The sequence below is a fragment of the Micromonospora sp. NPDC049662 genome (assembly GCF_040675055.1).
Taxonomy (GTDB): Bacteria; Actinomycetota; Actinomycetes; order Mycobacteriales; family Micromonosporaceae; genus Micromonospora.
Map to the genome: position 1 here is coordinate 1 of NZ_JBFAOC010000026.1, position 20,077 is coordinate 20,077.

Below are 20,077 nucleotides of genomic sequence, written 5' to 3' on the forward strand. Positions count from 1 at the left end.
ACGATCTCGCGAACGTCGGGCGGGGCGGGGCGGCGTGTGCCCCCCCGCGCCCCCCCCCCCACGTCACGCCGACCGGCTGGTTCAGTCGTTGCCAGCGCCGATCCCGCAGTCCGGCGCGGACCAGTTCGTCGTGTTCGAACTGCCGTCGCTGTTGTTCTCGCGCCGTGAGTCGACGTGCACGTGGTCGTCGTGGTCGGGGTAGCCGGGCCCGTAGATCCCGCTGAAGCCGTGGTTACGGGCGTCCCGCGCGACCGTGCACAGGGACGACGTCCGTGAGGTGACGTCGGCCGCGTGGCCGTACAGGTGCTGGCTGTCCGACGCGCCGCCGACCTGGTTGTTGCAGGCACGGCTGCGGAAACCGCTCGTCACGTTCAGCGGCTTGTCGCCGAGGCTCTTGCGCAATGCCTCCAACTTCCACATGGTGCGCAGCGCGTTCTGCTTGGTCTGGGCCGCCGACAGCGGACCGCCGCTCCACCCGCTGCCGCCGCACCCGTTGTCCAACTCGTTGTAGCTGAAGTGCGCGGGCGTGCAGTCGTTGTCCTGGAGCTGGTACAGCTTGGCGTACGTCTGCGGGCCGGCGATGCCGTCGGCGCGCAACCCGTACGCCTGCTGGAACCGCTTCACCGCGGCGGCGGTCTTCGGTCCGTAGCGGCCGTCGTTCTCGACGATGTCCCGGTTGCCGGCCCAGCCAGCGACCCGGATCTGCAGCTGACGGACGTCGTCGCCCGAGCGCCCCTGGTAGAGGTTGCGGTTCCAGGTGTAACAGCCGTCCGCGTACGCTGCCGGCGCGGCGACCACCGAGGCGATCGCTGCCCCGGGCAACGCCAGGGCGAAAGCGACAGCAACTCGCTTCAAGGTGTTTACGCGCACAGAAGTCCTCCCGTTAGGAGAGCGAATGGGGTGGCTCTGGGACATCGACCGGGACGTCCCGCGATTTCCACCTTCGCACTGATCAGTGCGGTTGGCGGCAATAACGAGAATTGTCCTCACGATTCGCCCGTTCCTGGGCAGCGCCTGTGAATTCGGCTGATTTGCGAAACAGCCATTTCCCCCGATCGGCCCGGGAACGCGGGAACGGCACCGAACGTCGCATTCAGTCGCACCCAGGGTGATGTTCCACTCCACTGGGCGGGCGGTAACGTCAGGCCCGGGTGGCGAACTGGCGGAGGTGCGCGTGGCACGCGGTGGCGTCTTCTGTGTCGAGGGTCAGTGGCACCGTGACCTCAACGAACGCGGTTCCGTGCTGCCCACCCTCGAACTGCTGGAGCGACTAGGCAAGATCCGCTTCATCCACAAGGACGCCGCCACCCGCGACGAGTTGTTCTACTTCCTGGACCGCTGGCTGCTCAAGCAGTACGCCGATCACCGGGTCGGCTTCTTCGCCATGCACGGTGAGCCGAGCCGGCTCTGCCTCACCGACTGGCAGTCGGTGGAGCTGAACGAGGTGGCCGAGTTGATGGCCGGCCGCTGTGAGGGGCGGCGGCTCTACTTCGGCAGTTGCTCGGTGCTGCGCGCGTCGGACGCGGTGCTGCGCGAGTTCCTGGAGGTCACCGGCGCCGCCCTGATCTGCGGTTTCACCCGGGACGTCGACTGGGTTGAATCGGCCGCCTTCGAAACCGTCCTGCTCGACGTGCTGGCCAACGGGCAGCGGCACAACGCCGCCGAACTGCGGATGGGCTCCGCGCACTGGGCGCCACTCGCCTCGTACCTCGGCTTTCGGGTGATCTATGCCAACGGCCGGGCGTGGCGCCCGGCCGGTCGGCCTCGCGTGCCCACCCAGGCGGTGCACCGGACCGCCGCCGACCCGCGCTGACCTCCACCGCCCGCTGACCCCCACCGCCCGCGGACCCGCCGCCGGCCTGGTAGGAACGAGTGATGGCACGCAGCATCGCGAAGAACACCCGGGTCGACCGGGACACCCTGCTCGACTTCCTCCGGCCGCGACACCGCGTCGTGCTGATGACCACCCGAGCCGACGGCCGGCCGCAGTCCTCCCCGGTCTCGGCCGGCATCGACGGCGAGGGTCGCCTGGTGGTGTCCACGTACCCCGAGCGGGCGAAGGTGACCAACATCCGCCGCGACCCCCGGGTTTCGGCGTGCGTCCTCTCCGACGACTGGAACGGCCCGTGGGTGCAGATCGACGGCACGGCCGAGGTGCTGGACCTGCCCGAGGCGCTGGAGCCGTTGGTCGAGTACTTCCGCAGCATCTCCGGCGAGCACCCGGACTGGGACGACTACCGGGCGGCAATGGTGCGCCAGGGCAAGTCGCTGATCCGAGTGACCATTGATACCTGGGGTCCGATCGCCACCGGCGGTTTCCCGGCCCGCCTCGCCGACTGAGCGCGCGCTTCGAACGCGTCCGTACCCGCCAGCTGTTCGTCCGCTGTCGAGCTGCCCCGGATGTGGGGCGGCGGTGGTGGTGGGGCGGTCGCGGTGGTGTGGGTTGGCCGTCCAGGGGTGGGGCGCTGTCGAGTTGCCCCGGATGTGGGGCGGGCGGTCGTCGTGGTGGGTTGGCCGTGCAGGGGTGGGGCGCTGTCGAGCTGCCCCGGATGTGGGGCGGCGGGCGACGACGGTGCCGTTCGATCCGCCGGGTGCGGGTGCGGGTGCGGGTGCGGGGGTGCGGGGGTGCGGGGGTGCGGGGGTGCGGCGCTGTCTACCGCAAGCTGTTCTTCCGCATCTCGCTGCGTCTGCCCCATATCTGGAGCAGCTCGACAGGGGCTGAGGGGGAGGTCGGCCCGACCGCCGACCGCCGAGCGCCGAGCGCCGAGCGCCGACCGCCGACCGCCGTGCCGGTCAGTACGCGGCGGTGAAGCGCGCGTTCATGTGTTGGGGCTGCTCGATCTCGTCGACGATCGCTACCGCGAGGTCCTCGTAGGTGAGCACCGACCGGCCCTGGTCATCGGTGACCGGCTCGTCGGTGCCCGTGCGGTAGTGCCCGGTGCGGTCGCCGGGGTGGAACTCCAGCGGCGGCGGCGAGACGTAGGTCCAGCGCACCCCGTCGGCGGAGCTGCGGTAGTAGTCCAGAGCGTCGGCCTGGCCCATCGCCGAGTCCCGGTACTGCTCGGGGAAGTCGGGCTCGTCGAGGAAGCGGGTGCCGCGCGGGGTGAGCAGGGTGGACCCGCCACCCAGATGGATGATCCGGGGCGCGGCCGGCATGGGCCGCAGGGCGGTCACCAGGGTCTCGGCGGCCGTGCGCCAGAGCCCGCGCTCGCCGCCGCCGATCGCCACCACCAGCGCGTCCGCGTCCGGCGCCAACTCCCGGACACTGCGCTCGCTGGTGGCGTCGCCGGTGACCGTCCGTACCCCGTCCGGCAGGTACGAGGTCGCCTCCGGGCGACGGACCGCGGCGATCACCCGGTGTCCCCGGTCGACGGCCTCGGCGGCGATCCGCGACCCGGCGGTGCCGCCCGCGCCAAACACGACGATGGTGCTCACCAGCCCAGGCTAGGGCCGGCTCGCCCCGGAGATGCCGTTATGACGAACCCGGCCGGGCGTTCAGGGGAGCGACCGACTGGCATGGGCCCACTACGGTGAGCCAAACAAGATCCATTGACTGAACGGGGAATCCATGAAGCACCTCTCCGCCCGTCGCCGGCTGCTCGCCTGGACGGTGCCTGCCACCCTGGCGCTCGCCGTCGTCCCGGCCCTGCCGGCCCAGGCCGCACCGGTCCACACGCCGACCACCGCCGTCACCGGCCCGGTCGACAAGGACCTCAACGGTGACGGCGTACCGGACCTGGTGACCGCCGGCGGCACCACGACGCGCCTCGACTCCGGTGTCTGGACGGCGCGGGGCCGGATCAACGCGACCACCGGCGTCGGCACCGGCCGGGTGAAGGTCCCAGCGGTGAACATCGGTATCTACGGCAACGGCGTCACCGGCAATGAATCGCCGGCCGACTTCGACGGCGCCCAGATGATCACCGGCACCTTCTGGGGCACCGCGAACCAGGACTTCCTGGCCTACTACCCGGGCGGCGACAACGCCGGTGGCGGCGTCATCATCAAGGGTGTCGGCGACGGAACGATGGCAAAGCCCTACAGCGCCTCGGTCAGCCTCGCGCGCGAATTCCTGGCCGACGACTACGGCAACTCCCCGATCCAGCTCGTCAGCGGGTACGTGGCGGACGGCGTCGGCGACTACATCCCTGACCTGGTCGGGATCGTCGGCGACACGACGAACGGTTACCGACTGGCCTACTACCCGAACGCCTGGGCGGTGGGCCTCTACCTCCGGGTGGCGTTGAACACCGCCACCCCGACCGGCGGCAGCGACTGGCAGAACTGGACCCTGGCCAGCACCGAGTTGGCTTCGGGCGTGGCCCTGGTCCTGCGCAACGCCACTACCGGCGACCTGTACCTGTGGCAGGGCGTGACGATGACCGACAACGGCGACGGGACCGGCGCGCTCGCCTACACCCAGTACCGGCTCGCCTCGGGCTGGAACACCGGCGTGGCAGTCAGCAGCCTCCTCGCCGCCGACCTGAACGCCGACGGCGTGGCCGACCTGTGGGCGGTGTTCCCCGACGGCAGCGTGCGGGCGTACCTGATCTCGAACCTCTCCGTCAGCAAGCCGGCGAAGATCCGCGCGATCCAGGCCCAGCAGCTCGGCTGAGCTGCGGTGTGGGGTCCGTCAGCCGTGGGCGACGGACCCCACCCCTCAGTCGATGAGCGCGGAGTAGACGAGTTGGCGCAGCTGGGAGCGGAGGGGATAGGTGCTCGACGGCAGGAGCTGGGTGAAGAGCAGCGCGGTGATCTCCTCGGTCGGGTCCACCCAGAACGCGGTGCTGGCGACCCCGCCCCAGTAGTACTCGCCGACGCTGCTCGGCACCCGGCTCGGGACCGGGTCCTCGACGACCGCGAAGCCGAGGCCGAAGCCGACCCCGTCCAGGGTGCTCTCGGCGAAGCCGCCGGTGGACAGGGTGCCCAGGTCCTGCCCGCCGGGCAGGTGGTTGCGGGCCATGAAACGCACCGTGCGTGGCCCGAGCAGACGTACGCCGTCCAACTCGCCGCCGCGCAGCAGCATCTGGGTGAAGCGGTGGTAGTCGGCGGCGCTGGAGATCAGGCCGCCGCCACCGGAGAGCAGGCCGGGCTTGTGGTGCGCCAGGGCGCCGAGCCGGTCGTAGCGGAACGCCTGCCCGCTGCGCGGATCCGGCGCGTAGAGCGCGGCCAGTCGTTCGGCCTCGTCGCCCTCGACCCACCAGCGGCTGTCCGTCATGCCCAGCGGGGCGAAGATCCGGTCGGCGAAGAAGGCGTCGAGGCTCTGCCCGGAGACCACCTCGACCAGTCGACCGAGCACGTCGGTGGCGACCGAGTAACCCCAGGCCGTGCCGGGCTCGAAGAGCAGGGGGAACTCGGCGAAGGCCGCGCAGGCCGTGGCCAGGTCGACGCCGGGCGGCGGGTACATGTCGTAGCCGGCGGCCCGGTAGAGCCCGTCGACCACCGACGTCTGCATGAAGCCGTACGTCAGGCCGGCCGTGTGGGTGAGCAGGTGCCAGACCCGGATCGGCTCGGTCGCCGGCACCGTGTACGGCTTGAGCGTCGAGCCCTTCGAGTAGACCCGCAGGTCGGCGAACTCGGGCAACCAGCGGCTGATCTCGTCGGTCAGCTCGAAGCGACCCTCCTCCCACAGCATCATCGCCGCGACCGAGGTGATCGGCTTGGTCATCGAGTAGATGCGCCAGAGCGTGTCCGCCCCGACCGGCGCACCCGACTCGCGGTCCCGCAGGCCGTACGTCGAGGAGTGCGCCACCTCGCCGCGGCGGGTGACCACCACCTGCCAGCCGGCGAGCCGGCCGTCGTCGACGTACCTGCCGAAGTGTTCGTCGATCCGGGCCAGCCGTTCCGGGTCGAAGCCGATCTCATCCGGGTCCTTGCTCCGCGCCACACTCACGCCGCCGAAACTACTCGCCGGTACGCCGCTACCGGAAGGGGCGGCTCCCCGGTGGTGTCGGTCGGCGGCACTAGCCTGGCCGGATGCCGGAGTTGACCGAGGACGTGACCTTCCGCCACGAGGACTGGTACGGCGAGGAGTTGACCGACCGGCAGTTCGTCGCCTGCGAGTTCTTCGACGTGGATTTGACCGAGGCGGTCACCCGGGGCGCGGTCTTCACCGGATGCACGTTCGGCAACGTACGGTTCAACGCGTCCCGGCACCTCGACTCGGCGTTCACCCGCTGTGTCTTCAAGCGCTGCAACTTCTTCGAGGCCGAGTTCACCGGCTGCAAGCTGGTGGGCAGCACCTTCGTCCAGTGCGAGCTGCGCCCGTTACGCGTCGACGGCGGTGACTGGTCGTTCGTCGCGCTGCCCGGCGCGGACCTGCGCGCTGTCCGACTGAGCGACGTGCGGATGCGCGAGGCCGACCTGACCGGCGCGAACCTCACCGGGGCCACCGTGACCGGCGTCGACCTCTCCGGAGCGCAACTTCAGCGCTGCCGCCTCGGCGGCGCCGACCTGCGGCGCAGTGATCTCACCGCGCTCGACCCGACGTCGGTCGAGCGGGCCGGCGCGCTCGTGGACGTCGAGCAGGCTCTCGTCATCGCGCAGGCGCTCGGCTTCCGCATCGGCTGAGCCGGGGTGACCACCGGAGGGTGAGCCGGCCGTCCCATACCGTCCCGATCCGGACTGGACACGTCATGCTGTCCCGATTTAGCGTGTCGACCACGCCGGTGCAATCGTGAACGACCCACAGTGGACGGTCGATCCGTCACGTGCGGTGGCGGTCGGGCGGCAACGTGGAGGAGTCGGTGGCGGACGAGGACCGTACGCGGGATGGTTCGCGGGTCGGGGACGAGTCGGCCGCTCGACCCGCGTCGCACCGGCCGCGATCTGCCGCGGCCGGACTGGGCCACCGAGCGCTGCGCCGGCTCGCCCGCGCCCGGCAGCGGCGGCGCTGGGCACTGGAAGGGGTCGGCGCGGTCGTCTGTCTCGTGGTGCTCGTGGCGTACCTCGGCACGCGGTCCGGTCCCGATTCGGGCGACGCGACGGTCGGCGGCCCGGGCGGCGTGCCCGCCGGCGCCGCCCGTCCGACGGGCCTGCCGGGCGCGGACGGACGTACCAGCGAGGCCGGCCCGGCGCTGCCGGGTCTGCGGCCCCGGCAGCGGCCACCCTCACCCGAACCGACCCCGTCGACCAGCCCACCGGCCCCCGAGTCGGCGAAGCCGGCCGCGCCGCTGCTGTCGCTGACCCGCGCCGAGGTGCCCGCCGAGGTCGACCTGACGGCCGTGGGCACCCGGGACTGGATGCACTGGGGGCAGCGCGGCGGCAACTCGACGGTCCGCAAGCAGTCCGGCTCCGGGGAGATCGTCGACGGGGGCGGGAAGGGTCGCCGGATCGGCTGGGACGGCAACCAGGAGGTGGTCCGCTGGTCCGACGGCGCGCCCGACCGGTGGGACCGGGGCACCTCCGACGGTGTCTACACCTGCGGTGTGGGCAACGGGTTCAGCCTGACCGTCGTCGGCAGCGATGCGCCGCGCACGGTCCAGGTGTACGCCGGAATCTGGATGGCGCGCGGTCGGCTCGACGTGCGGTTGTCGACGGGCGGGCCGGTCAGCACCCTGCGCCTGGAGGACCCGTACACCAGTCAGAGCGCCCAGTTCGTCATCCGGTTCGCGGCGCCGAAGGACGCCCGGCTGGTGGTGAGCTGGACGGTCGAGAAGGTCTACACCGAGCACTGCGGGAACGTCGGCCTGCAAGCCGTCGCGCTGCGCTGAGCGGGACAGTTTGTCCGTCGCCCTCCGTCGGTGAGGACGTAACTTTCTGCTGTCCCCGTCCACCTTCCATTGTGGAGGCAGCGCAGATGAGCAGCAGTACCGCCCACCGCGTCCGTCCTGCCGTTTCTCCCGGCCTCGACGAGCCGGAGGTGCTCCGCGACATCCCCCTGCCGCCGTACGTGACGGGCGAGGATGCCCAGTTCGCGGTACGCGCGGTGGTGGTACACGCGCCCCGGCGCTGGTCCGGTGGGGTGGTCTGTCGCAACGACGCCAGCCCTCACCCGTGCCGGCTGCACCGGTGGGGCACCCAGGTGTTGACGCTCCGCGGGCTGCATGCCGCCGAGATCGCCGCGCTCATCGAGCGCGGTGATCCCGCGGCGGTACCCCCCACACCGAACCGCCCCGCCTGACCCGCGTCCTGCTCTCAGCAGGTGACGAGGCTTATTGCCCTTCGCGATGTCCCGGTCGGCCGAGCCCTCGTTCGTGGCCGCCCCAGTAGTGCCGTTGCCCGCCCATCACCAGCGGGGCCACCAACGCGGCGAGCGCTCCGCCGAGCAGCGGAAAGACGATGAACACCCAGAGTTGGCGGAGCGCCACCCCGCCCTCGAAGACGGCCGGACCGAAGGCGCGGGCCGGGTTGACCGCCGCGCCGGTCAGCGTCACGCCGACGAGTTGGGTCGTGGCCAGGGCCAGACCGATGGCAACCCCCGCGATGCCGGGGTTCTCGCTGCGACTGGTCACGACGAGCACGACCAGGACGAAGAGGAAGGTCAGCACGATCTCCAGTACGGCCGCGCCACCTCGGTTGATGTGGGCGCCGTACCCGTTCGAGCCCAGCGCCCCGGTCTGGTCCGCGACGTCACCCCACCGGGTCAGTGCCCAGAGCAGGAAGCCGGCCACGGTCGCCCCGGCGAACTGCGCGATCCAGTAGGCGACTGCGCCGATCACCGAAATCTTGCCGGAGAGCAGGACGCCGAGCGTCACCGCCGGATTGACGTGACTGCCGGAGAGCGGGCCGATCGTGTAGACGAGGGCCAGCATGACGAACCCGAAGGCCAGCGCGACGACCACGACGCCCCCCTGGACCCGCGCGGCGACGGCGGCGCCTACGCCGAAGAAGACCAGCAGCAGCGTGCCGAGGAATTCGGCAGCCGCACGGCGGGCGTCATCCATCATTTACTCAGCGTAAGGATAGTTCCGCTCGCTGGTGGGCAAATCAGGGCCGTGACCAGCGCGGAAGCGAGAGCGGGACTGATCCGGCTCTATTTGACGTATCGCTCGGTAACGGGCACCGTGGGCTGGGAAGGGGCCCGTCAGCCGCCCCGATTCGACGCGACGGCGATGACCGTCCGTACCTCCCGTCGCCTCCCACGCGTGCTCGTACGCGGGTCGTTTGTCCGCCTCTGCGTGACATCAGGCCGCGAGCCGAGAAACCACGAGGAGTTCCACCAATGCTCACCATGACCGACAACGCCGTGCTCGTCATCCGTGACCTCGCCAACCAGCAGGACGTGGCCCAGGACGGTGGCGTGCGGATCGCCGCCGACGCCGACGCCGGATCGCTCACCGTTGAGCTGGTGCCCGAGCCGGAGCAGGGTGACCAGGTCGTCGACAACCAGGGCGCACGGATCTTCCTCGACCCGGACGCCGCCGACCTGCTCGGCGACGCCTCGGTGGACGCCACGGTCGACGACGAGGGCATCATCCAGTTCGGCTTCACCGAGCAGCAGTAGGGGCTCTCACCGGGGCGATCGCCCCCGCTGCGGTGGCCCCGGCCGGGAGTCCCAACCCGACCGGCCGGGGTCGTCGGGTCGCAGCAGTGCGGCGAGCACGTGCGCCACATGGTGCGACGTGCTCCACGCCGTCCAGTTGGCGGCGGACCCGGCCCCGGCACCTCGCCGTGCCCGGCGTAGCAGCTCGTGGTCGCCCCAGGAGAACGCCGCGCCGACGCTCGACCAGTGTGGTGCCGTCACCAGCGTCCGGCAGAGGTCGGCGAAGCGGTCGTCGCCCCGGCCGCCCCGGCGCGACCAGCGGTAGACCCACCAGCCGTCGTCGGCGGTGTACCGCACGGTGGGTAGCCGGTCGCCGGGGTCGCCCGCGTCGGGTAGCGCCGGACCGACGCCGTAGTCGCCGTAGTCGACTCCGAGGTCGACCAGCCGCTGCCAGAGCTGCCAGTCCCAGCGTTCCAGCCGTACCGGCTCGTCGGCGGGCAGCCGGGACAGCGTCGGCGGCATGCCGCCCGCCGCCACCGTCGCCGAGCGCCAGGCGTGGCGACGGGCCCAGTCCAGCAGCCGCCGTACCCGGGGCTCCGCCACCCGTACGTCCGCCGGGCAGCAGACGTCACCCGCGTCCACCAGCAGGTCGCACTCCTCCGGCGCGAGGCCGGTGTACCGCCAGATCCGCTCGACGGCGGTCGTGTCCGCGTCCGGGCCCGCCCGGTCGTGCGCGGCCCGCACCCGCACCAGCGCCCGCCGGGTGTACGCCCGAGCCGCCGCGCCGTGCGCGACGAGCCGCCGCTCACTCTCCGCGAGGCCGATGACAGGCATCAGCGGTACGCCCCACCGGGCCAGCTCCGTATCGACCGAGTCGGGTTGGGCGGTCACGTCGACGGCCGGCAGCAGGCCGGCCGGCAGTCGGCGCAGACCGTCCCTCGTGGAACGGTCGACGGCGTTGACCACCAGGATCGGCGCGACGAGCGGGGCGGCCGCGAGATCGAGGTGGGTCAGGGCTTCCAGCTCACCGCGTCGGCGGCTGGTGAGGATGGGGCGGTAGACCGGCGCCACTGCCCGGCCCCCGTGGGCGGGCACCATACTTCAATCTAGTCAGGCATTCGCATGCCTCCACACTTTCTGGTACCGAAAATCCGCTGTCCGGCTGTCGGTTCGGCGACTACGCTCGCCCGATGTCCGCGTCGCCGTACCGTTACCGCTCCACCGACGAGGACAGCGCCCGCTGGCTCGGCTTCCCGTTCCGCGATGGCGACATCGTGATCAGCACCCGCTCCAAGAGCGGCACCACCTGGATGCAGATGATCTGCGCGCTGCTGGTGCTGGGCACTCCGGAGCTGCCGGCGCCGCTGTCCGAGTTGTCGCCCTGGCTGGACTGGTTGGGCGAGCCGCGGGACGTGGTGTACGAGCGGTTGGCCGCGCAGTCGCACCGCCGGTTCATCAAGACGCACTCCCCGCTGGACGGGGTACCGCTCGACCCCCGGGCGCACTATGTGGTGGTGGCGCGGCATCCACTGGACATGGCCGTCTCCCTCTACCACCAAGCGGGAAACCTGGACCGGACCCGAGTCGCGGAGCTGACCGGCCAACCCGCGCCGGCGGGACCGCCGCGTGTCCGTCCACCGCTCGGGCAGTGGCTGGCGAGCTGGGTCGACCACGAGGTCGACCCGCGCGTCGAGCTGGACTCGCTGCCCGGGGTGTTCGGGCACCTGCGGGACGCCTGGGCCCGTCGGCACGAGCCGAACATCGCGCTGGTGCACTACGACGACCTCCGCGCCGACCTGGGCGCACAGATGCGACTGCTGGCCGACCGCTGGGGTGTCGAGGTGCCCGCCGGACGGTGGCCCGCGTTGGTCGAGGCGGCCACGTTCGACCGGATGCGCGAGCGCGCCGACCAACTCGCCCCGGACACGCTCGGCGTGTTGCGGGACCGCCAGGCGTTCTTCCGTCGCGGCGGCTCGGGGCAGGGGCGTGATCTGCTCGACGCGGCCGCGCTGGCCCGCTACGAGCGGCGGGCGCGGGGGTTGGCCCCGCCCGACCTGCTCGCCTGGCTGCACCGCGACACCTGAGTCGTACGCGCAAACGAGCGCGCGGCGCCGCTGCGATCGTGGTCGCAACGTCGCCGCGCTCTGGCCGTCTCCCACCACCGCAGCCGTTCGGCGGTACGCCAGCGGGGACCTGGCTCGACCGGCCGTTCGCGCCGGTCAGCGTTGTCGATCCCCGCTCGGCGCGGATCCAAACCTGCCGACCGTGGGGAATTCCACCATCCGCCAGTCCCGGCGTGACGCGGGACCGAACGGGGTATGAGCGGGCCATGGAGCATTTCACGATCGCGACCGTCGCCGAGAAGAGCCCGGACTTCCGGCGGGTGCTGTGGACCGGCGAGCACACCCAGTTGGTGATCATGACGATTCCGCCGGGCGGGGAGATCGGCGAGGAGGTGCACGAGGGCATCGACCAGATCCTGACGTTCGTCAGCGGGACGGGCGAGGCCCGGGTCGCCGGCGAGAAGCGGGAGGTCGTCGCGGGTGACCTGGTCGTCGTGCCGTCCGGCACGAAGCACAACTTCGTCAACACCGGTCCGAATCCGCTGGTGCTCTACACCGTCTACGGCCCTCCGGAGCACGCCGACCAGGCGGTGCACCACACCAAGGAGGAGGCCGACCGGGCCGAGGAGGCCGGCGAGGACGAACCGCCGACCGCGTGACGGCGTCGGCCTGAATCGGGCCGATCCGGGTACGCGCGGCTGGTGACACAGCCGCCGATCTCCGACTACGGGTTCCTCTCGGACTCCCGTTCCGGCGCGCTGGTCGGCGTCGACGGCTCGATCGACTGGTGGTGTCCGCACCGGTTCGACGGCGCCTCCGTCTTCGGCAGGTTGCTCGACCCGGACGGTGGGCACTTCCGGTTGGCGCCGGTCGGTGCCGGTGGCCCCGGTTACCGGGTCGAGCGCGCCTACCGGCCGGACACGCTCATCCTGCGGACGGTGCACCACACGCCGCACGGCAGCGTCTCGGTGACGGACGCGCTGGCCGCCGAGCCCGGTGCCCGCGCGCACGAGTTGGGCGTGAACTCGCCCGCCGTACTCGTGCGCGTGGTCGAGGGCCTCACCGGGCGGGTCAGGATGGCGCTGGACTTCGCCCCCCGCCCGGAGTACGGCCTGCTCACGCCGTACCTGCACGAGCGGCCCGGCGGCGCGGTGGTGGCCGGCGCCGGCCCGGTGGTGCTGGTGTTGCGGGCCGGGGGCATGCCGCTGCGGGCTGGCCGGGACCGGGTGACCCACGAGTTCGAGGTCTCCTCCGGCCAGGTGGTGGGGATCGACGTGGCGTTCGGGCAGACGTACGGCAAACCACCGGTCCAGATGGACCCGCTGGCCGCCCTCGCCGACACGACCCGGGCCTGGGAGGCGTTCCGGGAGACGCACACGTACTCGGGCCGGCACCCGGAGCTGGTGCGGCACAGCGCGACCGTGTTGGCCGGTCTCACGTACGCCCGCAGTGGCGCGGTGGCGGCGGCGCTGACCAGTTCGTTGCCGGAGCGGATCGGCGGCGACCGTAACTACGACTACCGGTACTCCTGGTTGCGGGACTTCTCGTTGACGATGCGGGCACTCTGGGTGGCCGCCTGTCCGGACGAGGCGTCGCGACTGTTCGCCTGGGTGTCCCGGTCGATCGGCCAGTTCGGCGACGAGCCGGTGCCGGTGCTCTTCGGGTTGGAGGGCGAGCGTGACCTCTCCGAGCACCACTGCAATCACCTGCGCGGATACCGCGACAGTCGCCCGGTGCGCATCGGCAACGACGCCTGGAAGCAGCGGCAGCTCGACGTGCCGGGTGAGGTGCTGTCGGCGGTGTGGCGACTGCGCGATTACCTCGGCACGACGTTCGAGTCGGAGCTGCGGGAGATGGTGCTCGGGCTGACCGAGCAGGTGGCGGCGACCTGGCACCTGCCGGACCGGGGCATCTGGGAGACCCGGGACGAGGAACGGCACTACCTCTCCTCGAAGGTCTCCTGCTGGTTGGCCATGGATCGGGCGGTGGGGCTCGCCGACCGGTTGGGTGAGCGGGCCGACCCGCGTCGCTGGGCCGGCGTCCGTGACGAGATCCGCGAGACGGTGCTGCGCGAAGGCTGGAACGACCGGATCGGCGCGTTCACCGGCTCGTTCGGCTCGGCGGAGCTGGACGCCTCGGTGCTCGCCCTGCCGGTGGCGCACTTCCTGCCGGCCACCGACCCCCGGATGCGCTCGACCATCGCGATGGTGGAGCGTGAGCTGGGCACGGAGGACGGGCTGGTCCGGCGCTGGACGAGCGACCCGGCCGGCTTCCTGCTGTGCTCGTTCTGGCTGGTGGAGTGCCTGGTGATGGCGGGTGAGCCGCAGCGGGCCGAGGAGCTGTTCGAGCGCGTGGTGGGTCGCGCCAACGACGTGGGCCTGTTCAGCGAGCAGATCGACCTGACCACCGGGGCGCAGCTCGGCAACATGCCGCAGGCGCTCTCCCACATCGGGCTGATCAACGCGGCCTGGCGGCTGACCGAGCCGAACAGCTTCTGAATCCCGCGCCGAAATCCTGCAACAGACCTGCAAGCGTCAGGCATTGACGCTGATATGTGCGTAGTCCTAGCCTCGGAGAGACGGGAAAGCCCTTTCCCACGGCTTTCGTCCCGCTTCACCCCGCTGTCGGATCCGGGCGTCCGACGGGGCACACCGATCCCGCTCTCGCGTCAGCGCGCCGTGCCGGCACGTCCCCGCGCGTCCGTGTCCCGGGATCACCACCACCCGCGTCAAGGAGGACAACCGTGCACAGGAGACGACGACCACTGGTGCTGGCGGTGTGCGCCGGCGTGACCGTGGCGGCCCTCGCCGCCAGCATGACCTCGGCCTTCGCGGCCACCATCTTCACCGACACCTTCAGCGACGGCGACGCCTCCGGCTGGTCCAAGTCCGGTGGCACCTGGACGGTCGACGGCGCGGGCGTGTTCCAGCAGTCCAACACGGGCAGTGAACTGGCCCGGCAGTTCGCCGGCGACACCGGGTGGACCGACTACGCCGTGCAGGCCCGCGTCCGGCCGGTGAGCTTCGGCTCGTCCAGCGCTCTGGTCGGGCTCGCCGCCCGCTCCACCAGCAGCACCAGGATGTATCGCCTCGCCCTGCTCGGCTCCGGCCGGGCCGAACTCCAGGCCGTCAACGGCAGCAGCGTCACGGCGATCGGCTCCGCCCCGCTCGGCGTCACCACCGGCACCTGGTACACCCTGCGTGTCGAGGTCATCGGCAGCACCATCCGCGGCTTCGTCAACGGCGCGCAGATCGCCTCCGGCAGCAACAGCCTGGCCGGCGCCGGGCGGATCGGGCTGGTCACCGCGTACGCCAGCGGCGGCTTCGACGACGTGGTCGTCGACTCCTCCGGCGGCGGCGCCCCGACCACACCGCCGGCCACCAGCACGCCGCCCACCACGTCGAGCCCGACCGCCCCACCACCCTCCGGGTGGCCGACGCCGACCGGCAGCCAGAAGGTGGACGCCACGATCCCGGTGTCCGGCACCTTCGACGGCGGGCTGAGGCGCTACTACGGCATCGGCGACGGTGGGCAGAGCGAGAGTCAGGACCCGATGTTCGAGCTGGCCGCCGGCGCCACCCTGCGCAACGTGATCATCGGCGCGCCGGCCGGTGACGGCGTGCACTGCGAGGGCGACTGCACCCTGGTCAACGTCTGGTGGGAGGACGTGGGCGAGGACGCCGCCACCTTCCGGGGCGGGACCACGTACACGGTCGACGGCGGCGGGGCGCGGTCGGCCAGCGACAAGGTCTTCCAGCACAACGGCGCGGGCACTGTCTACATCGGGAACTTCCGGGTGGAGAACTCCGGGAAGCTCTACCGGGCCTGCGGCAACTGCTCCACGTCGTACCAGCGGCACGTGGTGATCGACAACGTGGTCGTCCGCGACACCGACACGATCGCCGGCATCAACACCAACTGGGGCGACACCGCCCGCTTCAGCCGCGTCACCATCGTCGGCGACCCGGACCGGGAGACCTCGATCTGCGTCAAGTACAAGGGCGTACCCAAGGGCAGCGAACCGACCAAGATCGGTGAGGGCGCCGACGGCGTCAACTGCCTCTACTCGCCGTCCGACATCACCTACCGGTAGGCGCGGCACGCCGGCATCCCGCGCCGCGCGGGATGCCGGCTCAGGCCAGCACGGGTACGCCGGAGACGTCGACCGTCTCCGGATACTTCAACCCCGCGCCGGTGTTGAGCACCACCACCCGTTCCCCGGCCCGAATCCAGCCACCGGCGCGTAGCTGGCGCGCGGCGGTCAGGCAGGCCGCGCCCTCCGGGCAGAGCAGCAGCCCTTCCCGGGCCGCGAAGTCCCGCAGGTCGGTCAGGATCTCGGCGTCGTCGACGGCGACGGCGGTGCCGGCTGATGCCCGCAGCGCCGCCAGGATCAGCTCGTCACCCAGCGGCGACGGCACGGTGATGCCGAACGCCACCGTGTGCGCGTCCGCCCACGGGCGGGCCCGGGACTCACCGGCGGCGAAGGCCCGCACGATCGGCGCGCAGCCGGTCGACTGCACCGCCACCAGCCGGGGCAGCTTGTCGCCGACCCAGCCCAGCTCGCGCATCTCGTGCAGCGCCTTGTGGATGCCGATCAGGCCGACCCCGCCACCCGTCGGATAGATGATCACGTCGGGCGCCTGCCAGCCGAGCTGCTCGACGATCTCGTACCCCATCGTCTTCTTGCCCTCGAGCCGGTAGGGCTCGCGCAGCGTACCGGCGTCGAAGATCGCGCCGTCCGACTCGGCGACCAGCTCGGCCACCCGCCGGCCGGCGTCGCTGATCAGCCCGTCCACCAGGCGCAGGTCGGCACCGGCGGCCACGCACTCGCGCCGGCAGATGGTCGGCGCCGCCAGCGGCATGACGATCGTGGCGCCCATTCCGGCGCGCGCCGCGTAGGTTGCCCAGGCCGACCCGGCGTTGCCGTTGGTGGGCATCGCGATCCGCTTGATGCCCAGCTCGCGGGCCCGGCTCACGCCGACCGCCGCGCCCCGCGCCTTGAACGAGCCGGTCGGGATCAGCCCTTCGTCCTTGACCATCAAATCCGCGATGCCGATCTCGGCACCGTACGAGGGAGCGCGCAGCAGCGGCGTCCAACCCTCGCCGAGCGTGGTGACGTGCCGGGGGTCGGCGACCGGCAGCAGCTCCCGGTACCGCCACAGGTCGGCTGGGCGCAGGCCGAAGCGCTCCGGGGTGACCGCCTTCGCGACCGCCGGCAGGTCGTACCGGGCCAGCAGCGGCGAACCGCAGTCGCAGAGGTTCTGTACCTCGTCGGCGGCGTACTCCAAGCCGCAGCGCGGGCAGTCCAGGTGGGTCAGGTACACGTCGCTCCTCGCCGTCAGGCCGCGTCGACACTCAACCAGCGCCGACTGCGTACGCCCGGCTCGTAGACCGAGTCGAGCCGCTTGGCGACCACACCGGGCAGCCCCTGCTCCCGCCCGGTGCGCAGGGCCTCGTCGCCGGCACCGGAGAACCACGGCGGAGTCTGCCAGTGCGTACCGGCCAACGCCAGCCCATCGAGCAGTTCCCGGCGTTGCGCGTACGGGACGTCGACGCTGCTCACACCCTCCAACCACAGCAGGTCGACGAGCAGGAACTGCGCGCCGGTCGGCACCCGGCCCCCGCTGGTCGGGCGTGCCGGACGCACCCGGCCCGAGCCGTCGATGCGCACCAGCACGCCGTCGAGCACCGCCTCGGTCGGCGCCAGGGCCTCGGCCATCGCGCGCAGCCACGGGTACCCGCCGGTGATCTCCTCGTCGGTCTCGGAGAGCAGCCGTAGCCGCCCGCCGGAGACGTACGCCACCGCGCGGACCCCGTCCCAACGCAGCTCGTACCCCCATTTGCCGGCGTCGCGCGGCAGCCCGGCGGCGGGGGTGGCGCGCATCGGGCGGACCAGTTCGGGCATCGGTGTCCAGCCCGGCGGCGCGGGATCGGTGCGGCGGATCATCCAGTCCCGGCCACCGGTGGCGAACAGCGCGTAGCGGCCCACGGTGCGCGCGCCGGAGAGCGTCACGATGACCTCGTCGTCGCGCCACTTCTCGCAGCGGTACGTGCCCCGGTCGTGGATGATCATCCGGCCGCCCCCGTACTCGCCGGCCGGGATCTCGCCGGCGAAGTCGAGGTACTCCATCGGGTGGTCCTCGGTATGGACGGCGAGGTGGTTGCGGCCCGGGTCGCGGGGCAGGCCGCGCGGCACCGCCCAGGACGCGAGCACGCCCTCGTGCTCCAACCGCAGGTCCCAGTGCAGGCTGCGGGCGTGGTGCTGCTGGATGACGAAGCGGGCGCGGTCGCCGTCGTCACCGGCCGGCCGGGGCGTCGCCCGCGGCACGGGTTCCGGGGTGCGGGCCGCGTCGCGCCGGCGTCGGTACTCGTCCAGCCGGTCCGTCACACCCGCATTCTCCGGCAAAACGGGCCCTTGTGCGGGCCGCCGGAGTGTCCGATTCGCTCGGCGGCCGGGCATGAGGCGGGGTAAAACGGACTTCATGGACCTCCGTGACCAGCCCACCGCCCTCCTTCCGGGTGACGTGCGAATGCCCCTGCTCGGCTTCGGCACCTGGCAGGCCACCGGCCAGGCGGGCTACGACGCCGTGCTGGCCGCGCTCGACACCGGCTACCGGCACCTCGACACCGCCACCGTGTACGGCAACGAGCGGGAGGTGGGTCGGGCAGTCCGGGAGAGCGGGCTGCGTCGGGAGGACATCTTCCTCACCACGAAGCTGCCGCCGGACCGGATCGGCCGGGAGCGCGAGACCCTGGAGGCCAGCCTCGAGGCGCTCGGCGTCGACCAGGTGGACCTCTGGTTGATCCACTGGCCACCGTCGTCGGCGGCCGACAGCATCCCGCTGTGGCGGGAGTTGCTGGCCGCCCGGGACGAGAACCTGACCCGGGCCGTCGGGGTCAGCAACTACAGCACGAGCGAGATCGATGAGCTGATCCAGTCGACCGAGGAGAACCCGGCGGTCAACCAGATCCGGTGGAGTCCCGCGCTGTACGACCGGCAGCGGCACGCCGAGCACCGGGACCGGGGCGTCGTGCTGGAGGGGTACAGCCCGTTCAAGACCAGCGATCTCAGCGATCCGGTGCTGACCAGGATCGCCGCGGCGCACGGCGTCTCACCGGCGCAGGTGGTGCTGCGGTGGCACATCGACCACGAGATCGTGGTGATCCCCAAGTCGGTGACGCCGGAGCGGATCACCGCCAACTTCGACGTCTTCCACTTCTCGCTGACGGCGGAGGAGATGCGCGACATCGACGCGCTCGGCGACGCCTGAAACGGCGGAATCCTTCAGGCTTCGGGTGGCAGGTGAAGGGTATCGACATTGACGCGTGTGACGGTATAGCGTGCCGTCATCACGTCCGTCGATCCGTTCCCCACCCGCCTCAGCTGGAGGATCGCCATGGCCCGACCACCGTCCATTCGTCTGCGCCGTCGTGGGGTGCTCGGCATCCCCGCCCTGGTGGCCGCCGCGCTGACCACCCTCGCCGTCCGACCCGCACCGGCGAGCGCCGCGCCGAAGGCCGAGTGCCTGGCCGACCTGCTGCAGGACTCCTGATGGCGACCATCCCGTGGCTCGTGGACGTGCTGCGCGCCGCCGGGGTCCAGGTCGTCGTCGAAGGCGACTGGCTCAACCGGATGCGGCCCGGCTCCTTCGACCCGATCGGGGTGCTCTGGCACCACACCGCCTCGACCTCCAGCGCCAGCAACCCGCACCCGGCGCTGGGCATCTGCATCAACGGTCGCTCCGACCTGGCCGGCCCGCTCTGTCAGGCCCTCGTCGACTACAACGGCGTCTTCCACGTGATCTCCGCCGGCCGCTGTAACCACGCCGGCGTCAGCGGCGGCAGCGGACCCATCCCCGCGGGTGACGGCAACACCCTGATGATCGGGTGGGAGATCGACTACAACGGCGTCGACCAGCAGATGATGACCGCGCAGCACAACGCCTCGATCGCCGCCACGGCCGCCGTGCTCACCCGGCTGGGTCGGGACAGCAGCTATGCCCGCGGTCACCGGGAGACCAGCACCACCGGCAAGATCGACCCGTCCTTCATCGACCTGAACGTGATGCGGGCCGACGTCGCCGCGAAGATGGCCGGCGGGAGCACGGCCTGGTCGTCGATCGTGGACAACACGACCTCGGGTCGCTTCACGGCCAGCGCCAGCTGGGGTGTGTCGACGTTCTCCACCCAGCGGTACGGCGCCGACTACCGCTACGCCGATCCCGTCGCGGCCAGCGACCCGGCCTGGTACCGGTTCAACGTTCCGGCGACCGGCAACTACCGGGTGGACGCGTGGTGGCCGACGAACAGCGGCTACAACAGCGCCACCCCGTACATCGTCGCCACCACCACCGGCAACCGCACGGTCTACGTCGACCAGCGGGCGACCGGCGGGCAGTGGCGCGTTCTCGGTACGTTCACCCTGCCCGCCGGAGACGCCAACCGGGTGGCGGTGAGTCGCTGGAGCAACGCGACGGGCCTGGTCATCGCCGACGCCGTACGCCTCACCCGGGTCTGACCCGCGTGACGCGCCCCGCCCCGGCTTGATCGACTCGACTTCCCGGATGTCGGGGTGTCCCTCGTCCGAGGA

At 71.6% G+C, this 20,077-nt stretch carries 21 protein-coding genes; 14 read left to right on the forward strand and 7 right to left on the reverse strand.

Annotation, left to right across the window (positions count from 1 at the left end; genetic code table 11):
* Window positions 1–81: 81 nt before the first annotated feature.
* Window positions 82–870, reverse strand: coding sequence for a D-Ala-D-Ala carboxypeptidase family metallohydrolase (locus tag AB0J36_RS19985; protein WP_357127769.1), 789 nt, complete (start codon window positions 868–870; stop codon window positions 82–84).
* Between the two features lie 304 nt (window positions 871–1,174).
* On the opposite strand from AB0J36_RS19985, the gene AB0J36_RS19990 reads away from it, so the two are divergent.
* Both AB0J36_RS19990 and AB0J36_RS19995 read left to right on the forward strand, forming a co-directional pair.
* The gene (locus AB0J36_RS19990; RefSeq protein WP_357127766.1) at window positions 1,175–1,813 is read left to right on the forward strand and encodes a hypothetical protein; all 639 of its coding nucleotides are present in this window, start codon (window positions 1,175–1,177) and stop codon (window positions 1,811–1,813) included.
* Window positions 1,814–1,875: 62 nt separating this feature from the next.
* Window positions 1,876–2,340 (forward strand): PPOX class F420-dependent oxidoreductase, encoded by a 465-nt coding sequence (locus AB0J36_RS19995; RefSeq protein ID WP_357393636.1) that lies wholly within the window; start codon window positions 1,876–1,878, stop codon window positions 2,338–2,340.
* Window positions 2,341–2,793: 453 nt separating this feature from the next.
* Here the strand turns inward: AB0J36_RS19995 and AB0J36_RS20000 are convergent, their stop codons facing one another.
* On the reverse strand, window positions 2,794–3,435 hold the full coding sequence (locus tag AB0J36_RS20000) for an NAD(P)H-binding protein (protein ID WP_357127760.1): 642 nt from the start codon (window positions 3,433–3,435) through the stop codon (window positions 2,794–2,796).
* A gap of 133 nt (window positions 3,436–3,568) precedes the next feature.
* Between AB0J36_RS20000 and AB0J36_RS20005 the strand changes: the two genes are divergently transcribed.
* Window positions 3,569–4,615, forward strand: coding sequence for a hypothetical protein (locus AB0J36_RS20005; RefSeq protein ID WP_357127757.1), 1,047 nt, complete (start codon window positions 3,569–3,571; stop codon window positions 4,613–4,615).
* A 45-nt stretch (window positions 4,616–4,660) separates the two neighbouring features.
* Here AB0J36_RS20005 and AB0J36_RS20010 read toward each other — a convergent pair whose 3' ends face one another.
* A complete protein-coding gene (locus AB0J36_RS20010; protein ID WP_357127754.1) occupies window positions 4,661–5,893 on the reverse strand; it encodes a serine hydrolase domain-containing protein in 1,233 nt (410 codons plus the stop codon).
* Between the two features lie 83 nt (window positions 5,894–5,976).
* On the opposite strand from AB0J36_RS20010, the gene AB0J36_RS20015 reads away from it, so the two are divergent.
* The 3 genes from AB0J36_RS20015 (at window position 5,977) to AB0J36_RS20025 (ending at window position 8,122) form a co-directional block, all read left to right on the forward strand.
* A complete protein-coding gene (locus tag AB0J36_RS20015; protein WP_357127751.1) occupies window positions 5,977–6,570 on the forward strand; it encodes a pentapeptide repeat-containing protein in 594 nt (197 codons plus the stop codon).
* Window positions 6,571–6,746: 176 nt separating this feature from the next.
* Window positions 6,747–7,712, forward strand: a complete 966-nt coding sequence (locus AB0J36_RS20020; protein ID WP_357127748.1) for a hypothetical protein — start codon at window positions 6,747–6,749, stop codon at window positions 7,710–7,712.
* 86 nt (window positions 7,713–7,798) lie between these two features.
* The gene (locus AB0J36_RS20025) at window positions 7,799–8,122 is read left to right on the forward strand and encodes a hypothetical protein (RefSeq protein ID WP_357393640.1); all 324 of its coding nucleotides are present in this window, start codon (window positions 7,799–7,801) and stop codon (window positions 8,120–8,122) included.
* A gap of 31 nt (window positions 8,123–8,153) precedes the next feature.
* On the opposite strand, the gene AB0J36_RS20030 is transcribed toward AB0J36_RS20025, so the two are convergent.
* A complete protein-coding gene (locus tag AB0J36_RS20030; RefSeq protein WP_357127742.1) occupies window positions 8,154–8,888 on the reverse strand; it encodes an aquaporin in 735 nt (244 codons plus the stop codon).
* Window positions 8,889–9,163: 275 nt separating this feature from the next.
* Here AB0J36_RS20030 and AB0J36_RS20035 point away from each other — a divergent pair, with 275 nt between their 5' ends.
* Window positions 9,164–9,445, forward strand: a complete 282-nt coding sequence (locus AB0J36_RS20035; RefSeq protein ID WP_357127739.1) for an adhesin — start codon at window positions 9,164–9,166, stop codon at window positions 9,443–9,445.
* A 6-nt stretch (window positions 9,446–9,451) separates the two neighbouring features.
* Here AB0J36_RS20035 and AB0J36_RS20040 read toward each other — a convergent pair whose 3' ends face one another.
* Entirely contained in the window at window positions 9,452–10,522 is a 1,071-nt protein-coding gene (locus AB0J36_RS20040; RefSeq protein WP_363660975.1) for a hypothetical protein, read from the reverse strand.
* A gap of 92 nt (window positions 10,523–10,614) precedes the next feature.
* Here AB0J36_RS20040 and AB0J36_RS20045 point away from each other — a divergent pair, with 92 nt between their 5' ends.
* The 4 genes from AB0J36_RS20045 (at window position 10,615) to AB0J36_RS20060 (ending at window position 15,580) form a co-directional block, all read left to right on the forward strand.
* On the forward strand, window positions 10,615–11,508 hold the full coding sequence (locus AB0J36_RS20045; protein WP_363660976.1) for a sulfotransferase domain-containing protein: 894 nt from the start codon (window positions 10,615–10,617) through the stop codon (window positions 11,506–11,508).
* 245 nt (window positions 11,509–11,753) lie between these two features.
* Window positions 11,754–12,146 carry a cupin domain-containing protein gene (locus AB0J36_RS20050; RefSeq protein WP_355051904.1) on the forward strand — a complete coding sequence of 131 codons (393 nt, stop codon included), beginning with the start codon at window positions 11,754–11,756 and terminating at the stop codon, window positions 12,144–12,146.
* Between the two features lie 42 nt (window positions 12,147–12,188).
* Window positions 12,189–13,985 (forward strand): glycoside hydrolase family 15 protein, encoded by a 1,797-nt coding sequence (locus AB0J36_RS20055; protein ID WP_363660977.1) that lies wholly within the window; start codon window positions 12,189–12,191, stop codon window positions 13,983–13,985.
* Window positions 13,986–14,230: 245 nt separating this feature from the next.
* Window positions 14,231–15,580, forward strand: coding sequence for a pectate lyase (locus tag AB0J36_RS20060; RefSeq protein ID WP_363660978.1), 1,350 nt, complete (start codon window positions 14,231–14,233; stop codon window positions 15,578–15,580).
* A 40-nt stretch (window positions 15,581–15,620) separates the two neighbouring features.
* Here AB0J36_RS20060 and AB0J36_RS20065 read toward each other — a convergent pair whose 3' ends face one another.
* Window positions 15,621–16,811, reverse strand: a complete 1,191-nt coding sequence (locus AB0J36_RS20065) for a threonine synthase (RefSeq protein WP_357173007.1) — start codon at window positions 16,809–16,811, stop codon at window positions 15,621–15,623.
* Window positions 16,812–16,825: 14 nt separating this feature from the next.
* Window positions 16,826–17,875, reverse strand: a complete 1,050-nt coding sequence (locus AB0J36_RS20070; protein ID WP_357127721.1) for a DNA polymerase ligase N-terminal domain-containing protein — start codon at window positions 17,873–17,875, stop codon at window positions 16,826–16,828.
* A gap of 94 nt (window positions 17,876–17,969) precedes the next feature.
* On the opposite strand from AB0J36_RS20070, the gene AB0J36_RS20075 reads away from it, so the two are divergent.
* The 3 genes from AB0J36_RS20075 to AB0J36_RS20085 all read left to right on the forward strand — a co-directional run bounded on the left by AB0J36_RS20075 (window position 17,970) and on the right by AB0J36_RS20085 (window position 20,005).
* Entirely contained in the window at window positions 17,970–18,758 is a 789-nt protein-coding gene (locus tag AB0J36_RS20075; protein ID WP_355051899.1) for an aldo/keto reductase, read from the forward strand.
* Window positions 18,759–18,884: 126 nt separating this feature from the next.
* Window positions 18,885–19,040, forward strand: a complete 156-nt coding sequence (locus AB0J36_RS20080) for a hypothetical protein (RefSeq protein WP_363660979.1) — start codon at window positions 18,885–18,887, stop codon at window positions 19,038–19,040.
* Window positions 19,040–20,005, forward strand: coding sequence for an N-acetylmuramoyl-L-alanine amidase (locus AB0J36_RS20085; RefSeq protein ID WP_363660980.1), 966 nt, complete (start codon window positions 19,040–19,042; stop codon window positions 20,003–20,005). The genes AB0J36_RS20080 and AB0J36_RS20085 overlap by 1 nt, the downstream gene beginning before the upstream one ends.
* Window positions 20,006–20,077 lie beyond the last annotated feature (72 nt).